The 20,382-nt window shown below is 42.1% G+C and carries 29 protein-coding genes and 1 riboswitch; of the genes, 10 read left to right on the top strand and 19 right to left on the bottom strand.

Annotation, left to right across the window (positions count from 1 at the left end):
• Nucleotides 1-7: 7 nt before the first annotated feature.
• From NST39_RS06300 to NST39_RS06280, 5 genes are all read right to left on the bottom strand, one after another.
• The gene (locus NST39_RS06300; protein ID WP_003212292.1) at nucleotides 8-265 is read right to left on the bottom strand and encodes a stage VI sporulation protein F; all 258 of its coding nucleotides are present in this window, start codon (nucleotides 263-265) and stop codon (nucleotides 8-10) included.
• Nucleotides 266-403: 138 nt separating this feature from the next.
• Nucleotides 404-541: a YjcZ family sporulation protein gene (locus tag NST39_RS06295; protein WP_003212017.1), complete on the bottom strand. Its 138-nt coding sequence runs from the start codon at nucleotides 539-541 to the stop codon at nucleotides 404-406.
• An 84-nt stretch (nucleotides 542-625) separates the two neighbouring features.
• Nucleotides 626-847 carry a hypothetical protein gene (locus NST39_RS06290; protein ID WP_341027526.1) on the bottom strand — a complete coding sequence of 74 codons (222 nt, stop codon included), beginning with the start codon at nucleotides 845-847 and terminating at the stop codon, nucleotides 626-628.
• Nucleotides 848-933: 86 nt separating this feature from the next.
• Nucleotides 934-1,062 carry a hypothetical protein gene (locus NST39_RS06285; protein WP_258395192.1) on the bottom strand — a complete coding sequence of 43 codons (129 nt, stop codon included), beginning with the start codon at nucleotides 1,060-1,062 and terminating at the stop codon, nucleotides 934-936.
• Between the two features lie 71 nt (nucleotides 1,063-1,133).
• Nucleotides 1,134-1,484, bottom strand: coding sequence for a DUF1360 domain-containing protein (locus NST39_RS06280; protein ID WP_034620057.1), 351 nt, complete (start codon nucleotides 1,482-1,484; stop codon nucleotides 1,134-1,136).
• Nucleotides 1,485-1,661: 177 nt separating this feature from the next.
• On the opposite strand from NST39_RS06280, the gene NST39_RS06275 reads away from it, so the two are divergent.
• From NST39_RS06275 to NST39_RS06255, 5 genes are all read left to right on the top strand, one after another.
• A complete protein-coding gene (locus NST39_RS06275; RefSeq protein ID WP_044140425.1) occupies nucleotides 1,662-2,048 on the top strand; it encodes a spore coat protein in 387 nt (128 codons plus the stop codon).
• Between the two features lie 44 nt (nucleotides 2,049-2,092).
• The gene (locus NST39_RS06270) at nucleotides 2,093-2,428 is read left to right on the top strand and encodes a hypothetical protein (RefSeq protein WP_044140424.1); all 336 of its coding nucleotides are present in this window, start codon (nucleotides 2,093-2,095) and stop codon (nucleotides 2,426-2,428) included.
• An 88-nt stretch (nucleotides 2,429-2,516) separates the two neighbouring features.
• Entirely contained in the window at nucleotides 2,517-2,999 is a 483-nt protein-coding gene (locus NST39_RS06265) for a spore coat protein (RefSeq protein WP_340910095.1), read from the top strand.
• A gap of 146 nt (nucleotides 3,000-3,145) precedes the next feature.
• Nucleotides 3,146-3,637: a CotY/CotZ family spore coat protein gene (locus NST39_RS06260; RefSeq protein WP_003211658.1), complete on the top strand. Its 492-nt coding sequence runs from the start codon at nucleotides 3,146-3,148 to the stop codon at nucleotides 3,635-3,637.
• 205 nt (nucleotides 3,638-3,842) lie between these two features.
• Entirely contained in the window at nucleotides 3,843-4,286 is a 444-nt protein-coding gene (locus tag NST39_RS06255; RefSeq protein ID WP_044140422.1) for a CotY/CotZ family spore coat protein, read from the top strand.
• Between the two features lie 31 nt (nucleotides 4,287-4,317).
• Here NST39_RS06255 and NST39_RS06250 read toward each other — a convergent pair whose 3' ends face one another.
• From NST39_RS06250 to NST39_RS06205, 10 genes are all read right to left on the bottom strand, one after another.
• Entirely contained in the window at nucleotides 4,318-4,932 is a 615-nt protein-coding gene (locus NST39_RS06250; RefSeq protein WP_341027524.1) for a spore coat CotO family protein, read from the bottom strand.
• A 114-nt stretch (nucleotides 4,933-5,046) separates the two neighbouring features.
• The gene (fabI, locus tag NST39_RS06245; RefSeq protein ID WP_003211867.1) at nucleotides 5,047-5,823 is read right to left on the bottom strand and encodes an enoyl-ACP reductase FabI; all 777 of its coding nucleotides are present in this window, start codon (nucleotides 5,821-5,823) and stop codon (nucleotides 5,047-5,049) included.
• Nucleotides 5,824-5,973: 150 nt separating this feature from the next.
• Nucleotides 5,974-6,780, bottom strand: a complete 807-nt coding sequence (thiD, locus tag NST39_RS06240) for a bifunctional hydroxymethylpyrimidine kinase/phosphomethylpyrimidine kinase (protein ID WP_341027523.1) — start codon at nucleotides 6,778-6,780, stop codon at nucleotides 5,974-5,976.
• A 16-nt stretch (nucleotides 6,781-6,796) separates the two neighbouring features.
• Nucleotides 6,797-7,810, bottom strand: coding sequence for a thiazole biosynthesis adenylyltransferase ThiF (locus NST39_RS06235; protein WP_113768428.1), 1,014 nt, complete (start codon nucleotides 7,808-7,810; stop codon nucleotides 6,797-6,799).
• Nucleotides 7,807-8,574: a thiazole synthase gene (locus tag NST39_RS06230; protein WP_034322849.1), complete on the bottom strand. Its 768-nt coding sequence runs from the start codon at nucleotides 8,572-8,574 to the stop codon at nucleotides 7,807-7,809. Before NST39_RS06230 ends, NST39_RS06235 begins: the two co-directional genes overlap by 4 nt.
• Nucleotides 8,575-8,578: 4 nt before the next feature.
• Nucleotides 8,579-8,782, bottom strand: coding sequence for a sulfur carrier protein ThiS (gene thiS, locus NST39_RS06225; protein ID WP_137054778.1), 204 nt, complete (start codon nucleotides 8,780-8,782; stop codon nucleotides 8,579-8,581).
• A complete protein-coding gene (gene thiO, locus NST39_RS06220) occupies nucleotides 8,779-9,891 on the bottom strand; it encodes a glycine oxidase ThiO (RefSeq protein WP_341027521.1) in 1,113 nt (370 codons plus the stop codon). The genes thiS and thiO overlap by 4 nt, the downstream gene beginning before the upstream one ends.
• Nucleotides 9,875-10,492, bottom strand: coding sequence for a thiazole tautomerase TenI (gene tenI, locus NST39_RS06215; protein WP_044139616.1), 618 nt, complete (start codon nucleotides 10,490-10,492; stop codon nucleotides 9,875-9,877). The genes thiO and tenI overlap by 17 nt, the downstream gene beginning before the upstream one ends.
• Nucleotides 10,467-11,177 (bottom strand): thiaminase II, encoded by a 711-nt coding sequence (gene tenA, locus NST39_RS06210; RefSeq protein WP_341027519.1) that lies wholly within the window; start codon nucleotides 11,175-11,177, stop codon nucleotides 10,467-10,469. Before tenA ends, tenI begins: the two co-directional genes overlap by 26 nt.
• Before the next feature lie 78 nt (nucleotides 11,178-11,255).
• Nucleotides 11,256-11,365: riboswitch (TPP riboswitch) on the bottom strand.
• Between the two features lie 59 nt (nucleotides 11,366-11,424).
• Nucleotides 11,425-13,266, bottom strand: a complete 1,842-nt coding sequence (locus NST39_RS06205; RefSeq protein ID WP_341027517.1) for a monovalent cation:proton antiporter family protein — start codon at nucleotides 13,264-13,266, stop codon at nucleotides 11,425-11,427.
• Between the two features lie 162 nt (nucleotides 13,267-13,428).
• Between NST39_RS06205 and prpE the strand changes: the two genes are divergently transcribed.
• The gene (gene prpE, locus NST39_RS06200) at nucleotides 13,429-14,172 is read left to right on the top strand and encodes a bis(5'-nucleosyl)-tetraphosphatase PrpE (RefSeq protein WP_341027515.1); all 744 of its coding nucleotides are present in this window, start codon (nucleotides 13,429-13,431) and stop codon (nucleotides 14,170-14,172) included.
• Nucleotides 14,173-14,214: 42 nt separating this feature from the next.
• Here prpE and NST39_RS06195 read toward each other — a convergent pair whose 3' ends face one another.
• From NST39_RS06195 to NST39_RS06180, 4 genes are all read right to left on the bottom strand, one after another.
• Nucleotides 14,215-15,081 carry an RluA family pseudouridine synthase gene (locus NST39_RS06195; protein ID WP_341027514.1) on the bottom strand — a complete coding sequence of 289 codons (867 nt, stop codon included), beginning with the start codon at nucleotides 15,079-15,081 and terminating at the stop codon, nucleotides 14,215-14,217.
• Nucleotides 15,082-15,125: 44 nt separating this feature from the next.
• Nucleotides 15,126-15,926: an NAD kinase gene (locus tag NST39_RS06190; RefSeq protein ID WP_003211364.1), complete on the bottom strand. Its 801-nt coding sequence runs from the start codon at nucleotides 15,924-15,926 to the stop codon at nucleotides 15,126-15,128.
• A gap of 65 nt (nucleotides 15,927-15,991) precedes the next feature.
• Nucleotides 15,992-16,621, bottom strand: a complete 630-nt coding sequence (locus tag NST39_RS06185) for a GTP pyrophosphokinase (protein ID WP_044139621.1) — start codon at nucleotides 16,619-16,621, stop codon at nucleotides 15,992-15,994.
• Nucleotides 16,622-16,654: 33 nt separating this feature from the next.
• Nucleotides 16,655-17,020 carry a UPF0738 family protein gene (locus tag NST39_RS06180; RefSeq protein ID WP_282061866.1) on the bottom strand — a complete coding sequence of 122 codons (366 nt, stop codon included), beginning with the start codon at nucleotides 17,018-17,020 and terminating at the stop codon, nucleotides 16,655-16,657.
• A 236-nt stretch (nucleotides 17,021-17,256) separates the two neighbouring features.
• On the opposite strand from NST39_RS06180, the gene NST39_RS06175 reads away from it, so the two are divergent.
• The 4 genes from NST39_RS06175 to NST39_RS06160 all read left to right on the top strand — a co-directional run bounded on the left by NST39_RS06175 (nucleotide 17,257) and on the right by NST39_RS06160 (nucleotide 20,206).
• Nucleotides 17,257-17,832: a CYTH domain-containing protein gene (locus NST39_RS06175; RefSeq protein ID WP_341027510.1), complete on the top strand. Its 576-nt coding sequence runs from the start codon at nucleotides 17,257-17,259 to the stop codon at nucleotides 17,830-17,832.
• 25 nt (nucleotides 17,833-17,857) lie between these two features.
• Nucleotides 17,858-18,625 (top strand): lytic transglycosylase domain-containing protein, encoded by a 768-nt coding sequence (locus NST39_RS06170; protein WP_217012893.1) that lies wholly within the window; start codon nucleotides 17,858-17,860, stop codon nucleotides 18,623-18,625.
• A gap of 274 nt (nucleotides 18,626-18,899) precedes the next feature.
• Nucleotides 18,900-19,298, top strand: a complete 399-nt coding sequence (locus NST39_RS06165; protein ID WP_003211417.1) for a globin domain-containing protein — start codon at nucleotides 18,900-18,902, stop codon at nucleotides 19,296-19,298.
• On the top strand, nucleotides 19,295-20,206 hold the full coding sequence (locus NST39_RS06160; protein WP_044139627.1) for a ClpXP adapter SpxH family protein: 912 nt from the start codon (nucleotides 19,295-19,297) through the stop codon (nucleotides 20,204-20,206). The genes NST39_RS06165 and NST39_RS06160 overlap by 4 nt, the downstream gene beginning before the upstream one ends.
• Nucleotides 20,207-20,382: the final 176 nt, after the last annotated feature.

The following is a 20,382-nucleotide window of genomic DNA, read 5'->3' as shown; positions in this document are numbered from 1 at the left end:
CTGTTGTTTATTTTTTGTTGTTCATCATTTTAGCGATGGTATTGAAATCAAGCTTTTCTTTTCCACTTGTAATCGATTGAACGATTTTGTCTTCCATTTCTTTCGGTACACGTTTATTCGCAAGCTGTGCTACTTTTTTAATGACGCCTCGAACTGTTGCTTCATCTTTAAAGTTGGCATTTTGCAAAGAACCTGCAAGTTTAAAAACGTCGTTCATATTCACACCTGTTTTATTTTCAACGCTTTTAAAGAATTTATTATCCATTCATTTGCCTCCTCTTTGTGGAGTAATCACCTTACTATATGAAAATAGGCGAGATATGTGCCTATCCTAAAGCCTTGTTTGCCCAAAGAGAAAGGAAAGCAAAAGGCTCCCCTATTGCTTCCCTCACCTTCTTACTGTTTAGTTAAAGAAAGAAGCACCAACGATGATTAAAAGGATGAAAAGCACAACGACAAGAACAAATGTTGATCCATATCCGCCGCCATAACCTCCGCCGTAGCCGCCGCAAGAACCGCCACCGTAACCGTAACAACTCATATATAAGCACCTCCTCTTCTCCCTTACAAAATATGAAAAATACAACAAATGGTTTGGACGATCACATAAAAAAGTGCGGAATTTTTATTTCTGCTGTTTAAAGACGTAATCTGCCTCTCCATGACGTATCATGAATGCTTCTGTTTCTTTCGCAAAAGCATCCATCTTCACGCCAAATGCTTTTAAATGCTCCTCAAGATCCTTCGCTTTATCCGTTAGATCCATTTCAACCTTTTCATGCGCTTGCTCTTTCCCATCATGGGGTTCAGTGAACAAGGAACCGATTAATTGTTCGAATGCATCCATTCTGGTCACCCCTTCTCTCTTACATATGCTTCACTCAAAAAAAGGGCAACAAAAAAACCGGATAAATCCGGCTTTTGTTTTCTCTTCTATTGAGGTTTCTTTTTCTTTCCACAGCCGCAGCCTGCTTTTTTAATTTTCTTCGTATAAACAGATTGTTGATTTGACTGCGCTGGATAACCTTGAAGCATATGTGACGGTGTTTCATTTGGTTTCATCGCAACCCTTCCTTTCCTCTTCCATGATAGTATATGCATTTTTTAAAAGCGTGTCTGATCAGAATGCCTGTTTATTTCACCAGCTTTGAGACGATCGCTTCAATAATGCCTGCTGCTGCGGCAATTGCTAATAGTAAATTAAGCCACATGCTAATGACAGGAAATAATATGTATATCAGAAGTAAAGCAGCAGTGCACCACATGCCAGTACACCAATAACAGCTTAACAGCTCTCCTACCCAAGACCGCAGCCCTTTACCTTTAATGATAATATATGTCTCTACTTCACCTTGTTCATTGACCTCTTCTTGTTCTTCATGAAATAAACGGCGGAAAGGAGCAGTAATAGTATCAAACACAATGAGCCTCGTCAGTCTAAACGATGCGAGGGCAAACACGACAAATGACAAAGCACCGCTCAGGAGCCTCCACCTCCTTCTTTCTTCTTTTTTGCGTCCTTTCTTTATATATGCAAAAAGAATGAGCGCCATGATGAATCGAGCGGAAATAAAATTGGGTTGTACTTTTTCACTCTTTCCGATTCCACCTTGAGCCTCTGCTGCATTAAATAATGTATAGATAAGAAAGGAGTGAAAGTATTGTCTATTGAAGAAAGTGCTGATTTATTATACACACAACTGTTAAACGAACTAATCAGCAATTATGATGATTTCATTGAGATCAAAGATTCCGAAAATGTCACAATTCATAAAACAGATGTAACAGCCGCACTCTCCCTTCAAGCGACCGTAACGACAATCATTACTCTTTTAATCCAACTTCTTGTACCAGACGATGAATTGGCTACAGACATCACAGATCAGCTTTTAGCCACACAACAAGTGACAGTCCAAAAGAAAACTGTGATCCAAATCATCAATTGCTATAACGTCACGATTACATTATCAGATGCATCTATTATGAACTCTGTCCAAATTCTCACTCAAACATTGAATGTACTATTAGTTGAAGCCGGCATTCTTTGACCCTTTCTTTTTCTAACATTATGTATGAAAGAGGTGAAATAATCGTGGCTGAAGAGAACGAAAAAAAGGAATTCCAAATCAACACCGATGTTGATCCATTAACGAGCCTTCTTGTAAGTGATATTTTAAACAAAAACAATATCACAGATGATCAGAAAGCAAATATTTCAGATGATCAAAGAAGAATGATTTTGAAATTAGTTGAGGACTTACAAAAGAAAGCAGATGACTTCGTACAGCAACAGCAGGAGAAAAAAAGGCAGGCTGAGGCAGCAAAACATGTGGAAGAAGCAGAGCCTGAACCGCAAGTACGTCCAAAACGCAATTCACTTCGAGATCGTATTCAGCAGCGCCGTGATGCGCAGCGAAACAACGATTAAATAAAAATGGGTTGCCTGCTAGGGTAAATGCCCGAGACAAAACCATTCATTGCAGCATTTAATAAAGTAAACGGAAGGAGGAATAGAAATGGAATCTAAACCATACTCTTGGGTCGCTCTAGATCGTAACTGTACACACCACGGCGATTACAACAACTACGAAAGAAAAGCAGTTTGTGACGGCCACTATTATGATGATGAAGATGTCTTACAAGACTTTGATCAAGTGAGTTTTACAAAGCAGACGTCTGAGGAAGTCATTATCGTCAGAGACTCTTGTGACATTAACGTATCTTCTGTTGACGCACAGGTTGCAGCATCTATCCAAGTAGCTGTTCAAACAGCGATCATCACCATTACAAATATCTCAATCGCAGACGGTGATTTGGCAGACCGCGTCACACAGGATCTTTTACAAGCCGCTACTCACAAACAAACAAACCGCCAAAAACTTGTTATCGAAAATTCAAGAAACGTTACAGTATCGACAATCGATGCGGACATCTCGATCGCAATCCAAACACTTACTCAAACACTCGTTGCGACAATCGTTGCAATCGGTATCCTCTAATGTCCAAAAGCAGAGCGAAAAGCTCTGCTTTTCCTTTTATAAAAATACAACAAATATAAATAGTCATTTACCCACACCAACTAGAGGGCGCATACATATGTTGTTAAGGACTAAAGTCAAATACCTTGTTAAAGGAGCTGAAATCCATGAGCTGCGGAAAACACCATGGCCGACATGATGAAAACTGTGTATGCGATGCGGTTGATAAGATTTTAGCAGAGCAGGAAGCTGTAGAAGATAAATGTCCTACGAGCTGCTACAGTAATTTATTAAGCCCAACCGTTTCTGGAAAAGATACGATTCCGTTTTTACTTTTCGATAAAAAGGGCGGATTGTTTTCTACTTTCGGAAACATTGGAGGATTTGTTGACGATTGCCAATGCTTCGAATCCATTTTCTTCCGGGTTGAAAAATTACACGACTGCTGTGCTACGTTATCTGTATTAAGACCTGTTGATGTACACGGACATACGCTGAGCGTTTGTCACCCTTGTGACCCTGACTTCTTTGGTTTAGAGAAAACGGACTTTTGTATTGAGGTTGATCTAAACTGCTTCTGCGCGATCCAATGTTTAAACCCAGAGCTTGTCGACAGAGTCATGCCATCGAAAGATAAAAAGCATCATCACCACGGCTAAATCAATCGTCCGTTGACCTAACTTGTCATGAGTCAAAGCATCCCCTTCCTTACGAATGACAGCCAATCATGCGGAGCAGTCAGCATAAGAGCTGCCGCTTCCGCATTGATTGTAAGTAGAAGTATCAACCGGCAAAACAAAAAGCTTGTAGATGATGACAGTGCTCAAACACTCAAACAAATTTCCTAGTATAGGAGGGTTGAATATGAGCCGCAAACATTCATGGAATTGTGTAGCAGAGGCTGTTGAAAATATTAACGACTTACAAAATGCCGTCGAAGAAGAATGCCCGACCAGCTGTTACAGCAATCTCCTTTCTTCATCCCATTCATTAGGTGACACTGTCCCGTTTGTTCTCTTTACATCCAAATCAAAACCATTCGTCGCATTCGGAAACGTCGGAGAAGTAGATGCAGGTCCTTGTTTCAGCACTACATTTTTCAGAGTCGAACACATCTCTGATCACTGCGCAACACTCAGCTTGCTTATCGCATTTGACAAAGACCGTCATATTTTAGATTTTACAGACAAAGATTCCGTATGTGATGTGTTCCGATTAGAAAAATCGAAGTATTGCATTGAAGTAGATCTTGACTGCTTCTGCGCAATCGAGTGCTTAAATCCAAGACTCATCAACCGTAACTGCTAACAAAAAAAGTCCCTCTATGGGACTTTTTTCGTTAAAAGCCAAGTGGATGAATCGAGGAAATTTCATCTATTGCTAATTCAACTGGATTTCCCCCGCCTGCTGTTCGAATGACCACTGTATCTTCTTTTCGATCCATGATAATCCCTCTATATGTTTTACCAGCAGCTTCAATCAGGCAAAGGGCTCTTGGCATATTATGAGGCAGGCTTGTGAGAAAATCGACTTTTTCGTCAATGCTCATCTGACTTAAAGGCTTTTTCACACGTTTTCTTCTAGGTTCTTCTTTTGTTTCATGAAATACACCTTCTGGCGGCTTCTCCTCTTCTCGCTGAGGTTTTCGTTCTTGTATAAGCTCTGGTTCTTTTATGATGTCTTGTTCTTGGGTAAGCTCTGCTTCTTGCATCATGTCTTGCTCTTGCTGACGCTCAGGCGGCTTTGCTTCTTTTTTCTTCTCGATTTCTTGAGCCACGGGTTCCTCGTGTGTACTTTCTTCGACCTTGTCTTTTTTACTCTTAGAAATTCCTTGTGGTTTTTCTGATTTCTTTCGCTTTCTCACAATATTTTGCATGGCCGGCATTGATTCATCATAGCTCGGCTGAACAATATACATAAGCGGCTTCTGGTTCTCATCACCTTTATTTGACATACTAATCCCTCCCGAATGATTCATTCCTTATATATATGAGCGGACGCCTCAAATCAGAAGAAAAATAAAAAAACAGCATACCCTTATTCGGTATGCTGCAAATCAATTAGTTGTTTAGCGAGCAATGATATGGAAGCCAGAATCAACATGCAGATTCTCACCTGTCATGCCGCGTGATAGATCACTGAATAAGAATAGAGCTGTATCGCCAACTTCTTCAGGAGTCGTTGTACGGCGAAGCGGTGCACGCTCTTCAATATCCTTCAGAATGGTATTAAAACCACTGATGCCTTTTGCAGACAGCGTACGAATTGGACCAGCAGAAATACTATTCACACGAATACCTTCTGCGCCTAAATCAGCTGCTAAGTATTTCACACTTGCTTCAAGTGCTGCTTTCGCTACACCCATTACGTTGTAGTTAGATACTACACGCTCTCCGCCTAGGTATGTAAGCGTGACAATGCTTCCACCTTCTGTCATCAATGGACGTGCTGCTTTTGCTACAGCTGTTAAAGAGTATGCACTAATGTTGTGCGCCAAAAGGAAACCTTCACGGTTCGTGTTTAAGTATTCACCGACAAGCTCTTCTTTGTTTGCAAATGCAATCGCATGCGCAACGCCATGAATGACTTGTACTTTTTCTTTAATTGTAGCGAAACATTTTTCGATTTCTTCGTCACTTGTCACGTCACATGGAAGAATGATTGAATCATCACGCTCAAGTGTGCTTGCAAGTTCTTTTACAGATTCAGCAAGACGATCTCCAACATAAGTAAAAATCAAACGAGCTCCAGCTTCGTGAAGTGAGCGGGCAATTCCCCAAGCGATGCTTCGTTTATTGGCAACACCCATTACCACGATATTACGGCCTTCTAAAGAAAAGTTCATATGTAATAAAGCCTCCTATTTTTTCAAGACATAGTATTAGTACCTGATCATAATATTATCACAGATCAAGAGAGAATGACAATTTCCGCTGAAAGAAAGTTTCTTTTTCATCAAAAAACCGTCCTCGCAAATGAAGACGGTTCGATTCTCTTATCGTTTGAGCCGGTTTTGCTGATAAGCAAAATGGTTGGTAGGTCCGTGTCCAGCCCCAATATTCAAAGGGAACTTGATGGCTTCATGGACAAAGGTTTCTGCTGTGTCAAAAGCCTCCCTCATGGAGGATCCTTTCGCTATTTCAGCTGTTAACGCCGCTGCAAACGTGCAGCCTGTGCCATGTGTATGCGGTGTATCAATATGTTCATTTGTGACTTCTATAAAGCCTTTTCCATCATACAATAGGTCTGTAATCATCCCGCCAGATGGACCGTGACCGCCTTTGATCACGACATGTTTCGTACCAAGCTCATATAAACGCTCCGCTGCTAGATAGCGATCTTCTTTTGTCTGAATGCGCACATCTGTCAGCACTTCTGCCTCAGAAAGATTCGGCGTTACGGCATAGCTGATAGGCAGCAAGTGTGTTTTCAACGCTGAGACCGCATCTTCATTTAATAAAGAAGCGCCTCCTTTTGCGATCATCACTGGATCGACAATGAGCTTCATGTCATATTGAACCGTTTTTTCAGCAACTATCTTGATCATGTCTGCGCTCCACAGCATTCCTGTTTTGACGGCATCTGGCAGTAAATCCTCTGCCACTGCATCAATTTGACTTTCTAACGCCTCGTTTGAAAGCGGATATACTCCGTGAACACCTAGTGTGTTTTGTGCTGTAATCGCTGTGATCGCAGACATTCCGAACACACCGAGCTCCTGAAAGGTTTTTAAATCAGCTTGAATGCCTGCTCCGCCGCCAGAATCAGAACCTGCAATTGTGAATGCTTTTTTGATCGTCATTTCATCACACCTCTCATTAGCCAATCCATTGATGATAAATGGTTCTTGCTTTTGCCACATCATTTGTGCCATGGACAAGGGCTCTGCCGTCTTTAAATAAGACAAGCTTATATTCATTCTTTTGACAGGAAAGCAAATACGGATTCTCAAGAACATCCATCCCTGCTTTCTTTAACCGAAGAGCCACTTCGTGTAACGACGGCGGGGTTTCGGCTGCACTGCGGATTTGGACCGTATTGCGGCCGCATAGTACATCTGCTTTCGCTCTCTTGTCATAGGAGAGAAAAGGATATGTCTTCAGTCCGCAGCTTGGACATTGTTTCTTCTTTAAGGAGCTGGTTGATCGGATGTCAGACCGCTCATTGGTCCATAAATCAAACGACCTTAAAATTGGCGTCACTTGATGACCTGTTAAATACTTCAGGGCATCTGCCACTTGATATGCTGCCACCTGCTGCACCACTGGACTAATGATACCGGCTGTATCACATGTCATGCCTTGTGCAGGTAAATGTTCAAGAAGACAGTGTAAACACGGCGTTTCACCAGGAATGACAGTAAATTGAATACCATAGCTGGCGACACAAGCTCCATAAAGGAATGGAATTTGATGTTTCACAGCAGCATCATTAGCGATCATTCTCACCTCAAAATTATCCGCTGCATCGACAATAATTGAAGCGCCGCTGACTAGTTCATCAATATGTTCAGCAGTCACATCGACGACGATTCCTTTGACCTGCACGTCACTATTTATCTGTTTGAGTCTATTTTCAGCCGCCACGGCCTTTGGCAGCCGATCCTGCACATCTTGCTCTGTGTAAAGCTGTTGACGCTGAAGGTTGCTCCATTCAATATAATCTCGATCTAAAATGGTGACAGACCCAACGCCAGCACGAACGAGCATTTCCGCACTAGCTGTTCCAAGCGCTCCCGCACCAATAATGACAGCCTTTGAGTCATTTAACCGCTTTTGCCCCTCTATGCCAATTGGCTGAAAGAGCTCTTGTCGTGAATAGCGTGTGCTCAAAATGCCGGCATTCCTTCCTGCGGACTGCTTGCTGTCCCATAGTTTTTCAAAGGAATACGTCCCGCCTCGAAGCCTAGCCTTCCTGATTCAATCGCCAGCTTCATGGCTTTTGCCATTTTCACAGGGTCCTTTGCACCTGACACAGCGGTGTTCAGTAATACAGCGTCAGCCCCTAGCTCCATCGCATAAGCCGCATCCTTCGGAGAGCCTACACCAGCATCAATAATCACCGGTACCTTTGCCTGCTCGATAATAAATGAGAGATTCAGAGGGTTTAGTAAGCCTTGCCCTGAACCAATCGGCGAAGCACCCGGCATGATGGCATGGACACCAAGCTCTTCTAATTTTCTAGCCAGTACCACATCATCAGATGTATATGGCAGCACGATAAATCCTTCTTCGAGTAGCATTTCGGATGCTTTTAACGTTTCGACTGGATCTGGCAGAAGAGACCTTGAGCAGCCAATGACTTCTACCTTGATCATGTCACACAGTCCAGAAGCCTTCGCTAAACGAGCAATACGAACTGCCTCTTCTGCTGTACTAGCACCAGCTGTATTCGGAAGCAGCGTATATTTTGATAAATCAAGCTGCTCCAAAAAGTTTGGCTGAGATGCTTCGAAAATGTTCATTCTTCTCACAGCAAAGGTTAATATTTCTGCTTCTGATACGTTCACGGCTTCTTTTTGAACTTCAAATGATGGGTACTTCCCTGTACCAAGTAATAATCTAGATGTGAATGTTTTCCCGCCAATGTGCAGCATGTTGTCATCCTCCTCCTACAAAGTGAACGATTTCGATCGTGTCATTAGGTTGAATTTTCACTTGTTGAAACGCTTCTTTATCAATAATTTCTTGGTTCTTTTCCACAATCACTACTCGATTTTCAAGCTGATAGTCTGATAGCAGGTCATAGATCGTTCCATTCTCTTGTTCGAAATCAACGATTCTGCCATTCAATTGAATTTTCATACAAACAGTGCCTCCTTTCGGCCAATACGAAATGCGTGAAGCCATTCCGTTTTGACCGGCTCACCTAATATCAGGTCGCGAATGATTTCTCCAGTAATCGGGGCAAGTAAAATACCATTTCTGTAATGCCCTGCAGCAAAAAGAATACGCTGATCTTCTGGATGTCTACCAATGTAGGGATGCCGGTCGCTTGTCGCTGGACGAAGGCCAGCCCAGCACTGATCAATCGGCATCTCCTTGATCGAAGGCATCAGCTGTGACGCCTTTTGAATGACAGCTTCGATGCCGCCAAGCGTCGGAACAGTTTGCCACTCGTTTGGCTTCATCGTTGCGCCAACGACCAGTTTGCCGCTATCTCGTTGAACGATGTAACAATGATCATGATAAATGGTGTGTTGGAGTGCTGGACCATGATTCCATACAGACACACATTCCCCTTTTACTGGATAAAGAGAATGAGAAAATCCAAGCTCTTCAAAAAAACGGCCAGACCATACACCACTTGCTACAGTGAGATCATCACATGTGAATGTTCCCTTCGTTGTTCTAATCGCTAACGCTTCTTTCTCCCGCTTCACTTCGATCACGGGTGTACACTCTTTCACTTCTGCCCCGTACCTGACCGCCGCCTGCCAAAATGCCCGGCATACCGCATAAGGTTCGACATGAACATCCTCTTTAATCAAACCTGCTCCTAAAATGTTCTCTGCTATTTGAGGCATGCATTTTTTTACGCTGCTTGCGTCAAGCCACTCAAATGTAGACAAATGCTGCATCCGGCAAAGTGCTTGTTTCTCCTCTTCTGAAAAGGCTACCTTCATGATACCGCCCGCTGATGTTCGAATATCAATGCCAGATTCATGCTGTAGATCGACTTTTAACTTTTCGTACAATGCCTGGCTTGCTCTGCCTACTTGAAAAAAAATATCCTCATGACCCTCTCCTTCAGCATGTGCACCGAGCATCCCAGCAGCCGCACTTGTTGTTTGCTTCCCTACCTCATTCGCCTCAAGTAAGACGACCTGCTTTCCTGCTTTTGCAAGGTGATAGGCAATGGACATCCCTATGATTCCACCACCAATGATTGCCACATCATAATGCTTCTTCATAAGGATGCTCCTTTACTTGTTTAGAAAATGCTTGTGCCATCTTGCGCGGCTGATGATGAGTAAAAATTCCAGACATGACAGCAATCCCTTTCACATTCGCGTGTCTCAATTCTGGAATGCGGTCAGGTGTCACACCACCGATCGCCACGACTGGAATAGATAGTAGAGATGTCAGTTCTTTCACAAGCTGTACGCCTCTTGCCTGAAGTCCTGGTTTACAAGTGGTGTCATATACGTGCCCAAATATGACATACTCTGCTCCATTTTTCTCAGCTGCTTTCCCTTCTTCTATCGAATGAACAGAGACGCCCGCATGAAGATGAGGGAATTTTTTCCGCAGCTCTTTTGGCGAAAAGCTATGGCCCGGGAGATGTACCCGGTGAATATTGGTGAGCAGCGCAACGTCTACTCTGTCGTTGATGATGAGCTTCTCTTTCGGTACACCTTCTAAAAGGAGACCTTTCACGAGATCAACAAGCTCACTTGCTGTTTTAGACCGTTCCCGGATATGAATAAAATCCACTTCAGGTGCAATGTTTTTTATTTGTTTGATCAGCTCACCCGCAGGAAGCGAATCATTTGTCACTGCGTGGAGTTCCATTTGCACCAACCCCATCTAAACATGCTGTTTGCCACAATTCTTTTTGATACGCCATCTCCCAGAAATGGTATTCGTAATAGCTAGAAATCACAAAATTTTCTTTCATATTGGTCCGTACATGTTCTGGTGCTTTTTCGGCTAGTTCATCAAAGCGGTTGACCTGTTCAAAGACGAGTTCCTTAAACCAATCCCCTCCATATGTCAAAATCCATTCTTGATAAATCGGATGGTCAGGTGTGGTTTGTTTCAGCTTTTCACCCACCTCATAATAAAGCCAGTAGCACGGCAATAACGCAGCTAAAACCTCTTCGAATCGTCCACTTTTCACAGACCGGTACATATGTGAGGTATACGCGTAAGCAGTAGGAGAAGGCTTAAAGTTTTCGATGGCTTCATCTGAAATCTCTAAAAGCTCTGTAAACTTTCTATGCAGCGACAGCTCCGCTTCATACGTTCCCTGCGCATGATACGCCATTCTGCCCGTCGTATGTAAGTCCTCACTAATCGCCGCTCCATATGCTTGCACCTTTGCAAAATGAGTTAAATAATATGAATCCTGCATCACATAATACGTGAAACGATCGAGTGACAGCGTGCCATCTCCAATTCCTTTCACAAAGGGGTGTGTAAAGCTTCCATTCCACCATGTTGCTGCTGCTTCTTTACATTCAATTGAAAACGTCATGTTCCTCTCCTCCTGTTTTTCCATATAAAAAAGCCACTTTCCGCGTGGAAAGTGGCTTGGAATTTGTCAAAAACATAGTCAAAAACCGCACCACTTCCCTACGCAGGTATGAACCTGTTCAGGTAATGAGGGTCTAAAAGTCGATACTTTTATCTCAGCCCTTTTAAAGGACTCCCCTAGTGGATCAAATATATGATGTTGTACTTCTATCTTAATCAGGAATTGTTCATTGGTCAAGGGTTCATTCTCACTCTAATTGGGCTCTAAGTCCTGCTACATACTCACGAGAGCCCGACACAAGCACACGGTCACCGCTTCTAAGCGTCGTATCTCCATGTGGGACTAAACTGTCTATCCCTCTGAAAATACGGACAAAGACCAAATCGCCGGTAAACGGAAATTCCCTCAGCATGACATTGTGATAGCGATGATTATTCATTTGAATTTGATACAAGGAAGTATCCTCATTTGTTAATAATCGAATCGCATCCGGTGCTTCAATCAAGGCTCTTAGCACCGTTTTAGATGATAGGAAATTAGAAAACGTATCAATGCCCGCTTCCTTCAATGTCAGCTCTGCCTCCGCTTTGCTCACACTCGCAATGACTTGTTTCGCTCCTTCTTCCTTTGCAAATAAAGCAATTTCCTTATTTTTCGTCTCACTGCCTGTTGCGACGACGAGGACATCCTCCTGGCCAACGCCTGCCTTTCGCAGCGTCTCATCATCGTACTCTTCAATCGATTCGACTTCAAAGATGGAGTCAGCAAGCATCGCTTCTTTATTTTCTTGAAAGACATGCAAAATTCGAATATCATATTCATCCTGATGTAAATCGAGTGTGACAGGTAAGGTCAGCTGATTTGCACCAATAAAGGTCACACGTTTTTTATGGCTCGCAGCTTGCTCTTTTTTAAACAGCGCTTTAAACCAGACAGGCGTTAATATACTCGTGAGTATCGCGACTAAAATCAGCGCGCCGGACATTTTATGATCAATGACTCCGAGCCGCTCCCCGATCGTCGCAGCTGCAATGACGAGTGATAATGTCGATGTTAATAAAAAGCCAGAACCGATCACTTTTTTCATGTCATACCATTTTTTCAAATAAAGAATCGGGATGAGCTTACTAATCAATAATGCAATAAATAGCAGCGGGATCATGATCATAATGGTTGGGTCCTTGAACAGTGCCCATATATTCAAATCCACGCCGACCATCACAAAGAAGATGGGGATCAAAAATCCGTAGCCAAATGAATCCAATTGCTGGACAAGCTCTTTATTCGGCGAAAGAAGGGACACAAGTACGCCCGCTAAAAACGCTCCAAGAATATTTTCAGCACCGAGTGATTCAGATAAGGCAACTAAGACTATAATGAGAGTAAAGATCGCCCTTGTCCCAATTTGCACGGTCCCTTTTGACATGGACTGAAAAATTGACTTTGTCTTAAATACACGGCCAAATAAATAAAGAAGGATGCCCGCAGCAAATAATAAGAGCAGAAGCCACATATTCCCTGTACCATCGCCATAAATGGAGGAAAATACAGCAAGTAAAATCATCGTCACCAAATCAGCAATGACAGCGACAAGCAAGATGATTTGACCGATATTCGTCTGCATCAACTTTTCCTCTTTTAAGGTGGGAACCACTACCCCTAATGAGATCGTCGATATAATGAGCGTCATTAAAAAGGCATTTTGGATAAACCCTGCAAGGACAAACGCATAGGACAGAATAAAAGAAATACTAAATACGCCAAGAAAAACAATAGTGGCTGCTTTAAACGTATTCGGTTCTTTTAGACCATTTGGTAGTTCTCGTGCTTTCTTCTTTGACTCGAAAGAAGAAAAATCTATTTCAAGTCCACTTAAAAACATCAGAAAAATAAAACCGAGCATGGATAACGTATCTAACCATGCATCATGTTCAACAACCAGCTGAAGACCGCTTTTTCCAATGATGAGCCCCATGATGATTTCAGCAACAACGACCGGAATGGTCAGCTTAAATCGGTGCAATAAAAGTGGGGTGAAAAAGGCGACAATAATAACGATAACGAGTGATGAAACAGATGTATGCTCCATTGGCTAAAGCCTCCTAACATTGATGTTTAATCTTCTAAGGTTTACGTTAAAGCATTGATTCTAACAATTGCCTAAACGAAAAGAAAGCCATTCGTTATATGTTCTAAAATTCAAACTTCTTTAGCCCCGATGAATGGATGAGAAAAATCAGGAGGAAATCTTATGGAATTTGATATCATTGGTGATATCCACGGCTGCTACGAAGAGCTGCTTACCCTCATACACAAACTAGGATACGAATTCAAACATGGATTACCCGTCCATCCTGATAAGAGAACGCTAGCCCTTGTCGGTGATTTAACAGATCGAGGACCTCAGTCAGTAGATGTGATGCGATTTGTCATTCATGCCTACTCACACGGCGCGATCCGCTACGTACCTGGCAACCATTGCTTTAAGCTTTATCGTTATTTAAAAGGAAATCCGGTGAAATTACTTCATGGCATCGAAACCACAGTGAACGAAATAAAAAAGCTGCCCCTTCATGAACAAACCAAATTGTCACATGAATTTAAGCAGCTATTTGAGAAGGCTCCGCTTTACGATGTACTTATTCCTGATGAACTGATGATTGCTCACGCAGCGATGAAGGAAAAGGACATTGGTAGAAAGCCGAACAAACAGATGCGATCCTATCTATTATTTGGCGCAGTCACAGGAGAGACGTGGCCGGATGGACGACCTGTGCGGAAGGATTGGGCAAAGGAATATCGCGGAAAACCATGGATTGTCTACGGACATACACCAGTGAAAGAACCACGATTTGTTGGCAGAACTGTCAACATTGATACAGGCTGCGTATTTGGCCACCGGCTGTCTGCCCTCAAATATCCTGAGCTTGAAACGCTTTCTGTTCCTTCCTCTATGCCTTATGACGATTCAAGGTTTCAGCATTTCACATCATAAAAAAACCCGGCCCTGCGCTTGCAGGTAGCCGGGTTTCTCTATTTAAAGCAGCAATGATTTCATGTCTTCTGGAAGCGGAGCCGAAAATGTCATTACCTCTCCAGTTATCGGATGAGGAAAGACAAGAGTCTCACTATGCAGTGCCTGCCGGTTCATCCGCTCACTCGTTCCGCCATATAACGTATCTCCGATGAGTGGGTAACCAAGATACTGCATATGAACACGAATTTGATGGGTTCTCCCCGTTTCAAGTGCTAGCGTCACATCTGACATGTTCAACTCAGCGTCCACCGCTCGCACTGTAAAATGCGTCACAGCTTCCTGTCCAGTATCATCGACCATTCGCTCAATGATACTATCTCCTTTTCGGGCAATTTTTGCACGAATGGTTCCATGCTTTTCTTTGATCATGCCATGTGTAAACGCTCTGTATGTTCGTTTGACCGCTCCACTTCTCTGCGCTTTTGATAAAAGGCTGTGGGCAAAGCGATGCTTGGCCACAAGCATGACGCCAGATGTATCACGATCAAGACGATTCACTAAATGAACTGTCAGCCGAACAGACTGCTCTGCATAATGGTGCAGCAACCCATTTGCAATACTGTGCTCTCGGTGCTCCCTAGAAGGAATGGACGGGATATATGGCTTTTTATTCAGCACAAGGACATGCTCGTCCTCAAATAAAATATCAAGCGGAATCGGAGCAGGCTTTAGCCCTTCACTCACTTTTTCCTGTGGGAATAAAATGGTGAGCCTGTCTCCGTTATGCAGCTTGTATCTCACAGTCACATGCTCTCCATTAATGAGAAGATCACCGCCATCAAATTTAATATCCGTCAGCATTCTTTTCGAAATGCCAATATCTATTAAATAATCCTTTAAAAGCAGCCCTTCTTCTTTGGCTGTCATGGTTTTGTTTAGTGTAAAGTATTCCAGCGAGAACGACCTCTTTCTTATTCTCCTTTTCCGATAAAGGAATCTTGCACCCTTTTCCAAAACGGAAATGGTCTAAATCGGGCAAAGCGGACATTCTCGTCTGCTACCCGGCATTGAATGGATTTGACATCCTTATGAAGCAGCGTCAAATGATCAATGGTTACCTGAAAATCGACATCATTCCTCGGTTTTATGACACAAGTATGGTGGTCTGGTAAAATAAGCGGCGAACCGACCGTTCGAAACACTCTGTTATTGATTGAAGCCATTTCTGCCAGCTGAATGGCTCTAATGGAAGGATGAATAATGGCGCCCCCAAGTGCTTTATTATAGGCTGTACTGCCAGATGGTGTAGACAGACAAAGACCGTCACCTCTGAATGTTTCAAACAGCTGACCCCTAATTTCAACATCTGCCACAAGTGTCCCTTCCATACTTTTAATCGTACATTCATTCATGGCTAAATATTTCTCTTCTCTGCCACCGTCGTTGTATCTGACAATGACTTCTAAGATCGGATATTCCACAATATGATAAGGGGTTTTCGCAATAGCTAAGACGAGTTTTTCAATTTCACTTGGCACCCAGTCAGCATAAAAACCAAGATGACCTGTATGAACACCGACAAAAGCTGTTTCATTCAGACGGTCGCTATAACGGTGAAACGCATAAAGAAGGGTGCCGTCTCCACCAACCGTAATGACAAGATCTGGTTCCTCTTCATTGAGTTCCATCCCGAAATCCAATAAATAGGTCTGAATTTTACTTTTGAGTGTGTCAGATACAGAATTCCCTTTCGAAGAAACTGCAAATTTCATGAATTCTTCTCCTTTTCCACCTTGCTGCTATGAGAGGGCAGCATCATATTTGATCAAGCACAGGCTCAGCTATCGTTTTTCTTTTTCCGGGAAAATGCCACTTGTGCTTCTTGAATTTCCCCTCTAATTTCAGACATCTCATCATCAAGAAGAGATGCTGCCTCAGAAGCTCTTTGAAGGCGCAGCTTGACTTTTTCCGGGATATTCCCGCTATATTTATAATTCAGAGAATGCTCAATGGTCGCCCAAAAGTTCATCGCAAGTGTACGAATTTGGATTTCGACGAGGAGCTGCTTCTCTCCGTTGATCGTTTGCATCGGATATAACACAACAAGGTGGTACGAACGGTATCCGCTTTCTTTATGCTCTGCAATATAGTCGCGTTTATCAACAACCACAAAGTCTTTTCGTGACTGGAGCATTTTTTTCACGACTTGTATGTCTTCTACAAACTGGCACATAATGCGAAGCCCAGCAATATCCTGCATCGTTTCGATTTCATGCATTGGGATGTTTTTACGCTTTGCCTTTTCTAATATGCTGGCAACAGGTTTCACTCGGCCTGTAACAAATTCTACTGGTGAATGGTCATCCTCGAATTCATATAGCTTTCGAATGCCTTTTAGTTTCACTTTTAATTCTTCGACTGCTTGTTTATACGGTGCGAGGAATTGATCCCATTGTTTTTTGTCCATGAAACTTCCCCCAATTCCATATACCTAATTATTTCAGAGGAATGTGATCTTCACTTTCTCTTCCATATCTCCGTAATTGGCATTGTCTTTAATATTGTCGATTAAATAATGTAATTCTTGATGAAGCTGAATGAGTTCTAACGAATGTCCTCCCGCTGTCAAATAGACAGGGATGTCAAGATCCATTGCTTCTTTTAATGGAGCCCATGTATGTTCCCCTAAGATAAGATATGAAAAGGACTGCTCGTTTTCAAGTATGTAAACGAACGCAAAGTGATCAGAATCAACAAGCATTTGTCCTGATGCTTTTGCTTTTTGGATTTGCTCTTCTGACTTGGTCGTCAAAATCAGCCTGTCTTCTTTTAAAGTTGCTTCTGCGATTTCAATTCGGTTTTGCATCATGATCTCCTTTACAACAAAGTACAGCTTTATTTTATCATATCAAGTTCAATATTGATAAACCGAACTTATTGAGAAAATCCTATTTTCTTCTTATAAATGATCCTTTCACGTAATTATCCATTGATTTTGGCACATATGGAAAGAGAAATAATAGATAAAAACAGTCTTTTACATGATGAACATACTTCATGTACAATAATCATATTTCCTCTAAATGAAAGGTTGATGTCAAAATGGCACAGGAAATTGAAATAGAACTAAAGCAATTGTTAATGAAAGAAGAATTTGAACAGTTGAAACAACATTTTCAATTGAAGAATTCGGATTTTCACACGCAAACCAACCATTACTTTGATACACCTCAATTTGATATAAAATCTCAATTCGCTGCATTAAGAATGAGAGAAAAAAACGGTCAGTGGGTTCTCACGTTAAAGGAACCACACGAAATAGGCTTGCTCGAAACCCACCAAACGATCGCTCCTCCTTCAAGCCTTGACGATTTTCAGCTACCAAAAGGTGAAGTGGCTGATAGGCTAGACCATCTGAACATTCAAAAGGATCAAATTGTGTATTTTGGTTCACTTGAAACGTCAAGAGCTGAAAAAATGATCAAAGAAGGCTTAATTGTTTTGGATCACAGCCGATATTTAACAGTAGAGGACTATGAACTTGAATTTGAAGTGAGCGACCTGGAAATCGGACAAGCCGCATTCTCCGCATTGCTCCAAAAATTCCAAATCCCTGTACGAAACACGAAAAACAAAGTCGTACGTTTTTATGAAGAGAAAATGAAAACACAGAAATAGATGAATTCCTTGAAGGAGGAACATGATGAACGTCAATCAACTTCAATCCTTTATGCAGCTCCAAGCGCTTAAAACATTACAATCAGAACCTGGACAAACGCAAATGCCGGGCGGCCAAGAATCGAATGCTCAAGCTTCCTTTCAATCGCTGCTGCAAGATTTTTTAGGCGGATCAGAATTATCACGCCTGCCGCTTTCAATTTCTGCATTTATGGGAACGGACCCATCAACGGCTCCGAACACGCAATACGCGCGTACAAACCCATACTTATCTGCTATCGCTGGCGGTGAGCAGCTTCAAGCTCAACCTTCATATGCGAATGACGCTCAATTGAATACAGCGAATGGTATTGGAAATGTCTTAAACAACAGCTACACGCCGCCGCTTCAAAAGGCTGTTTCAAGCGGCTCATCATCAAAAGAAATTAATCAAATTGTGTCACAAATGGCTCAAAAACATGGTGTTCCAGAAAAGCTGATTCATGCGGTCATCAAGCAAGAATCCGGCTATCGTACGAATGCGGTCAGCCATGCAGGCGCGCTTGGTCTCATGCAGCTTATGCCATCTACAGCTAAATCACTTGGCGTGAATAATGCCTTTGATGCGGCTCAGAACATCGAAGGCGGCACGAAGTATATCAAACAAATGCTTCAGAAATATAATGGAAATGTCTCACTCGCCTTAGCTGCTTATAATGCAGGCTCAGGAAATGTTGATAAATACGGCGGCATTCCACCATTTAAAGAAACACAAAATTATGTAAAGAAAATTACAGCACAATATTTCGCTTAAACCGAAGAGAATAACCTCTTCGGTTTTTTGTATGTCGCTTTTCACCCTTTTTTGACTGAATGTGTTATGATATGGTCAATTGATCACGGAACCCGCCTCTCCCCTTATTTCCAATAGACCAAAGCGGTTTGTTTGTGGAATTGAGATGAGGTTGTTAAAATAAGTACAAGAATAGAAACATTAAAATAGAACAAACTGAATATCACTTTTGAAATAAATGAATTCACAATAGGGCGCTTCATCCTATTAACTACGAGTAAAAGGAGTAGTCAACATGGTACAATCGTTTAACGCACCTTACGAAGCGGTTGGAGAGGAACTTCTATCGCAACTTGTTGATACTTTTTATGAAAATGTAAAGTGTCATCCTTTGCTTCATCCTATTTTCCCGGATGACTTAAAAGAAACAGCAAGAAAACAAAAACAGTTTTTAACGCAATATTTAGGCGGACCCTCGCTTTATACAGAGGAGCATGGCCACCCCATGCTACGGGCGAGACATCTCCCTTTTCCGATTACTGAGGAGCGGGCTGACGCATGGCTTGAATGCATGGAGGATGCAATGGATCAAGTAGGATTAACCGGCGATATTCGTGACTTTTTATTTGAGCGGCTTTCTTTAACGGCTCGTCATATGGTCAACCAAACACCTGAAAAGGATGGACGATCTTGAGCTGCAATACGCACGATCAATATTTCTCACACTGTCACGGACATCCTCAAAAGCCGATTGAAATTTATGTATTCATTGACCCTCTAAGTCCAGACTGCTGGTTATTAGAGCCATCCATTAAAAAATTGAAAATGAAGTACGGCCGTTTTTTCACTTTACGAACGGTGACAAGCTCTAGTATTAATGCATTGAATCGAAAACGTAAAAAGCATTTACTGACCGAAGCGTGGGGGAAATTTGCGACCAAAACTCAGACCAAAAAAGAACAAATGCTGTCTGAACAAATTGTGACTTCACCTTATCTCGCCTCGCTTGCATTAAAAGCGGCTGAACTTCAAGGTAGAAAATGCGGAATGAAATTTCTGCGTCTCATTCAAGAATCACTTTTTTGCCATCAGCAAGATGTTACAAGTGAACATGTACTGCTAGAAAATGCAAAAAGCGCTGGACTAGACATCGAGGAATTCCAGCGCGATATTCATTCTCAAAGTGCTGTCAAAGCACTAAAATGTGATATGAAAATTGCCGCTGAAATGGACGTGTCTGAGCTTCCGACCTTTGCCTTTTTTAATACAGTAAACGGAGACGAAGGATTAAAAATTTCAGGTGCGTACTCTTATGATATATACGAGGAAATCCTTTTTGAAATGATTGGTGAAAAACCAACCCCTTCAGAACGGCCTCCAATTGAATGGTTTATTGCTTACTTTCAATTTGCATCTGCCAAAGAGATTGCGGTTGTTTATGACCTGACACTTGAAGAAGTTGAACGAGAAATGAAAAAGCTAGCTTTCGCTAAAAAAGTCGAACGTGTACAAGTGCATCAAGAAATGTTTTGGCGCTATAAAGAAGATGATCATCATTCAGATCTTGATGTCTATCGCTGTGAGAATGAACATGGGTGCTGACCCATGTTTTTTCTTTACCTCAAAAAGGAACATTTGTTCTTTTTTAAACCACGAAGAAACCGCGCCGGGATAAGCGCGGTTTCACTATGTCTTAACGACAACAAAGGGGATGGGAGAAATTTTTCACGGTCAAACAAAGGGGTAATGTTTGTATGTGATTAATTTCACATCTTTAG

It is taken from the genome of Bacillus sp. FSL W8-0645, assembly GCF_038007905.1.
In the GTDB taxonomy this organism is placed as follows: domain Bacteria; phylum Bacillota; class Bacilli; order Bacillales; family Bacillaceae; genus Bacillus; species Bacillus pumilus.
This window is presented reverse-complemented; position numbering and strand designations above follow the sequence as displayed.

Coding starts and splice junctions, on each gene's coding strand:
- NST39_RS06195 (WP_341027514.1), bottom strand. CDS start 15,081: ATGACAGCCAAAGAAGAAGGGCTGCTTTTAAAGGATTATTTAATAGAT.
- tenI (WP_044139616.1), bottom strand. CDS start 10,492: ATGGAACTCCACGCAGTGACAAATGATTCGCTTCCTGCGGGTGAGCTG.
- prpE (WP_341027515.1), top strand. CDS start 13,429: ATGGAATTTGATATCATTGGTGATATCCACGGCTGCTACGAAGAGCTG.
- thiD (WP_341027523.1), bottom strand. CDS start 6,780: ATGACGATCAAAAAAGCATTCACAATTGCAGGTTCTGATTCTGGCGGC.
- NST39_RS06165 (WP_003211417.1), top strand. CDS start 18,900: ATGGTACAATCGTTTAACGCACCTTACGAAGCGGTTGGAGAGGAACTT.
- NST39_RS06190 (WP_003211364.1), bottom strand. CDS start 15,926: ATGAAATTTGCAGTTTCTTCGAAAGGGAATTCTGTATCTGACACACTC.
- NST39_RS06250 (WP_341027524.1), bottom strand. CDS start 4,932: ATGTCAAATAAAGGTGATGAGAACCAGAAGCCGCTTATGTATATTGTT.
- tenA (WP_341027519.1), bottom strand. CDS start 11,177: ATGACGTTTTCAATTGAATGTAAAGAAGCAGCAGCAACATGGTGGAAT.
- NST39_RS06295 (WP_003212017.1), bottom strand. CDS start 541: ATGAGTTGTTACGGTTACGGTGGCGGTTCTTGCGGCGGCTACGGCGGA.
- NST39_RS06205 (WP_341027517.1), bottom strand. CDS start 13,266: ATGGAGCATACATCTGTTTCATCACTCGTTATCGTTATTATTGTCGCC.
- NST39_RS06255 (WP_044140422.1), top strand. CDS start 3,843: ATGAGCCGCAAACATTCATGGAATTGTGTAGCAGAGGCTGTTGAAAAT.
- NST39_RS06170 (WP_217012893.1), top strand. CDS start 17,858: ATGAACGTCAATCAACTTCAATCCTTTATGCAGCTCCAAGCGCTTAAA.
- thiO (WP_341027521.1), bottom strand. CDS start 9,891: ATGAAGAAGCATTATGATGTGGCAATCATTGGTGGTGGAATCATAGGG.
- NST39_RS06285 (WP_258395192.1), bottom strand. CDS start 1,062: ATGAAACCAAATGAAACACCGTCACATATGCTTCAAGGTTATCCAGCG.
- NST39_RS06265 (WP_340910095.1), top strand. CDS start 2,517: ATGGAATCTAAACCATACTCTTGGGTCGCTCTAGATCGTAACTGTACA.
- NST39_RS06300 (WP_003212292.1), bottom strand. CDS start 265: ATGGATAATAAATTCTTTAAAAGCGTTGAAAATAAAACAGGTGTGAAT.
- thiS (WP_137054778.1), bottom strand. CDS start 8,782: ATGAAAATTCAATTGAATGGCAGAATCGTTGATTTCGAACAAGAGAAT.
- NST39_RS06260 (WP_003211658.1), top strand. CDS start 3,146: ATGAGCTGCGGAAAACACCATGGCCGACATGATGAAAACTGTGTATGC.
- NST39_RS06175 (WP_341027510.1), top strand. CDS start 17,257: ATGGCACAGGAAATTGAAATAGAACTAAAGCAATTGTTAATGAAAGAA.
- fabI (WP_003211867.1), bottom strand. CDS start 5,823: ATGAACTTTTCTTTAGAAGGCCGTAATATCGTGGTAATGGGTGTTGCC.
- NST39_RS06290 (WP_341027526.1), bottom strand. CDS start 847: ATGGATGCATTCGAACAATTAATCGGTTCCTTGTTCACTGAACCCCAT.
- NST39_RS06230 (WP_034322849.1), bottom strand. CDS start 8,574: ATGCTGCACATTGGCGGGAAAACATTCACATCTAGATTATTACTTGGT.
- NST39_RS06185 (WP_044139621.1), bottom strand. CDS start 16,621: ATGGACAAAAAACAATGGGATCAATTCCTCGCACCGTATAAACAAGCA.
- NST39_RS06180 (WP_282061866.1), bottom strand. CDS start 17,020: ATGCAAAACCGAATTGAAATCGCAGAAGCAACTTTAAAAGAAGACAGG.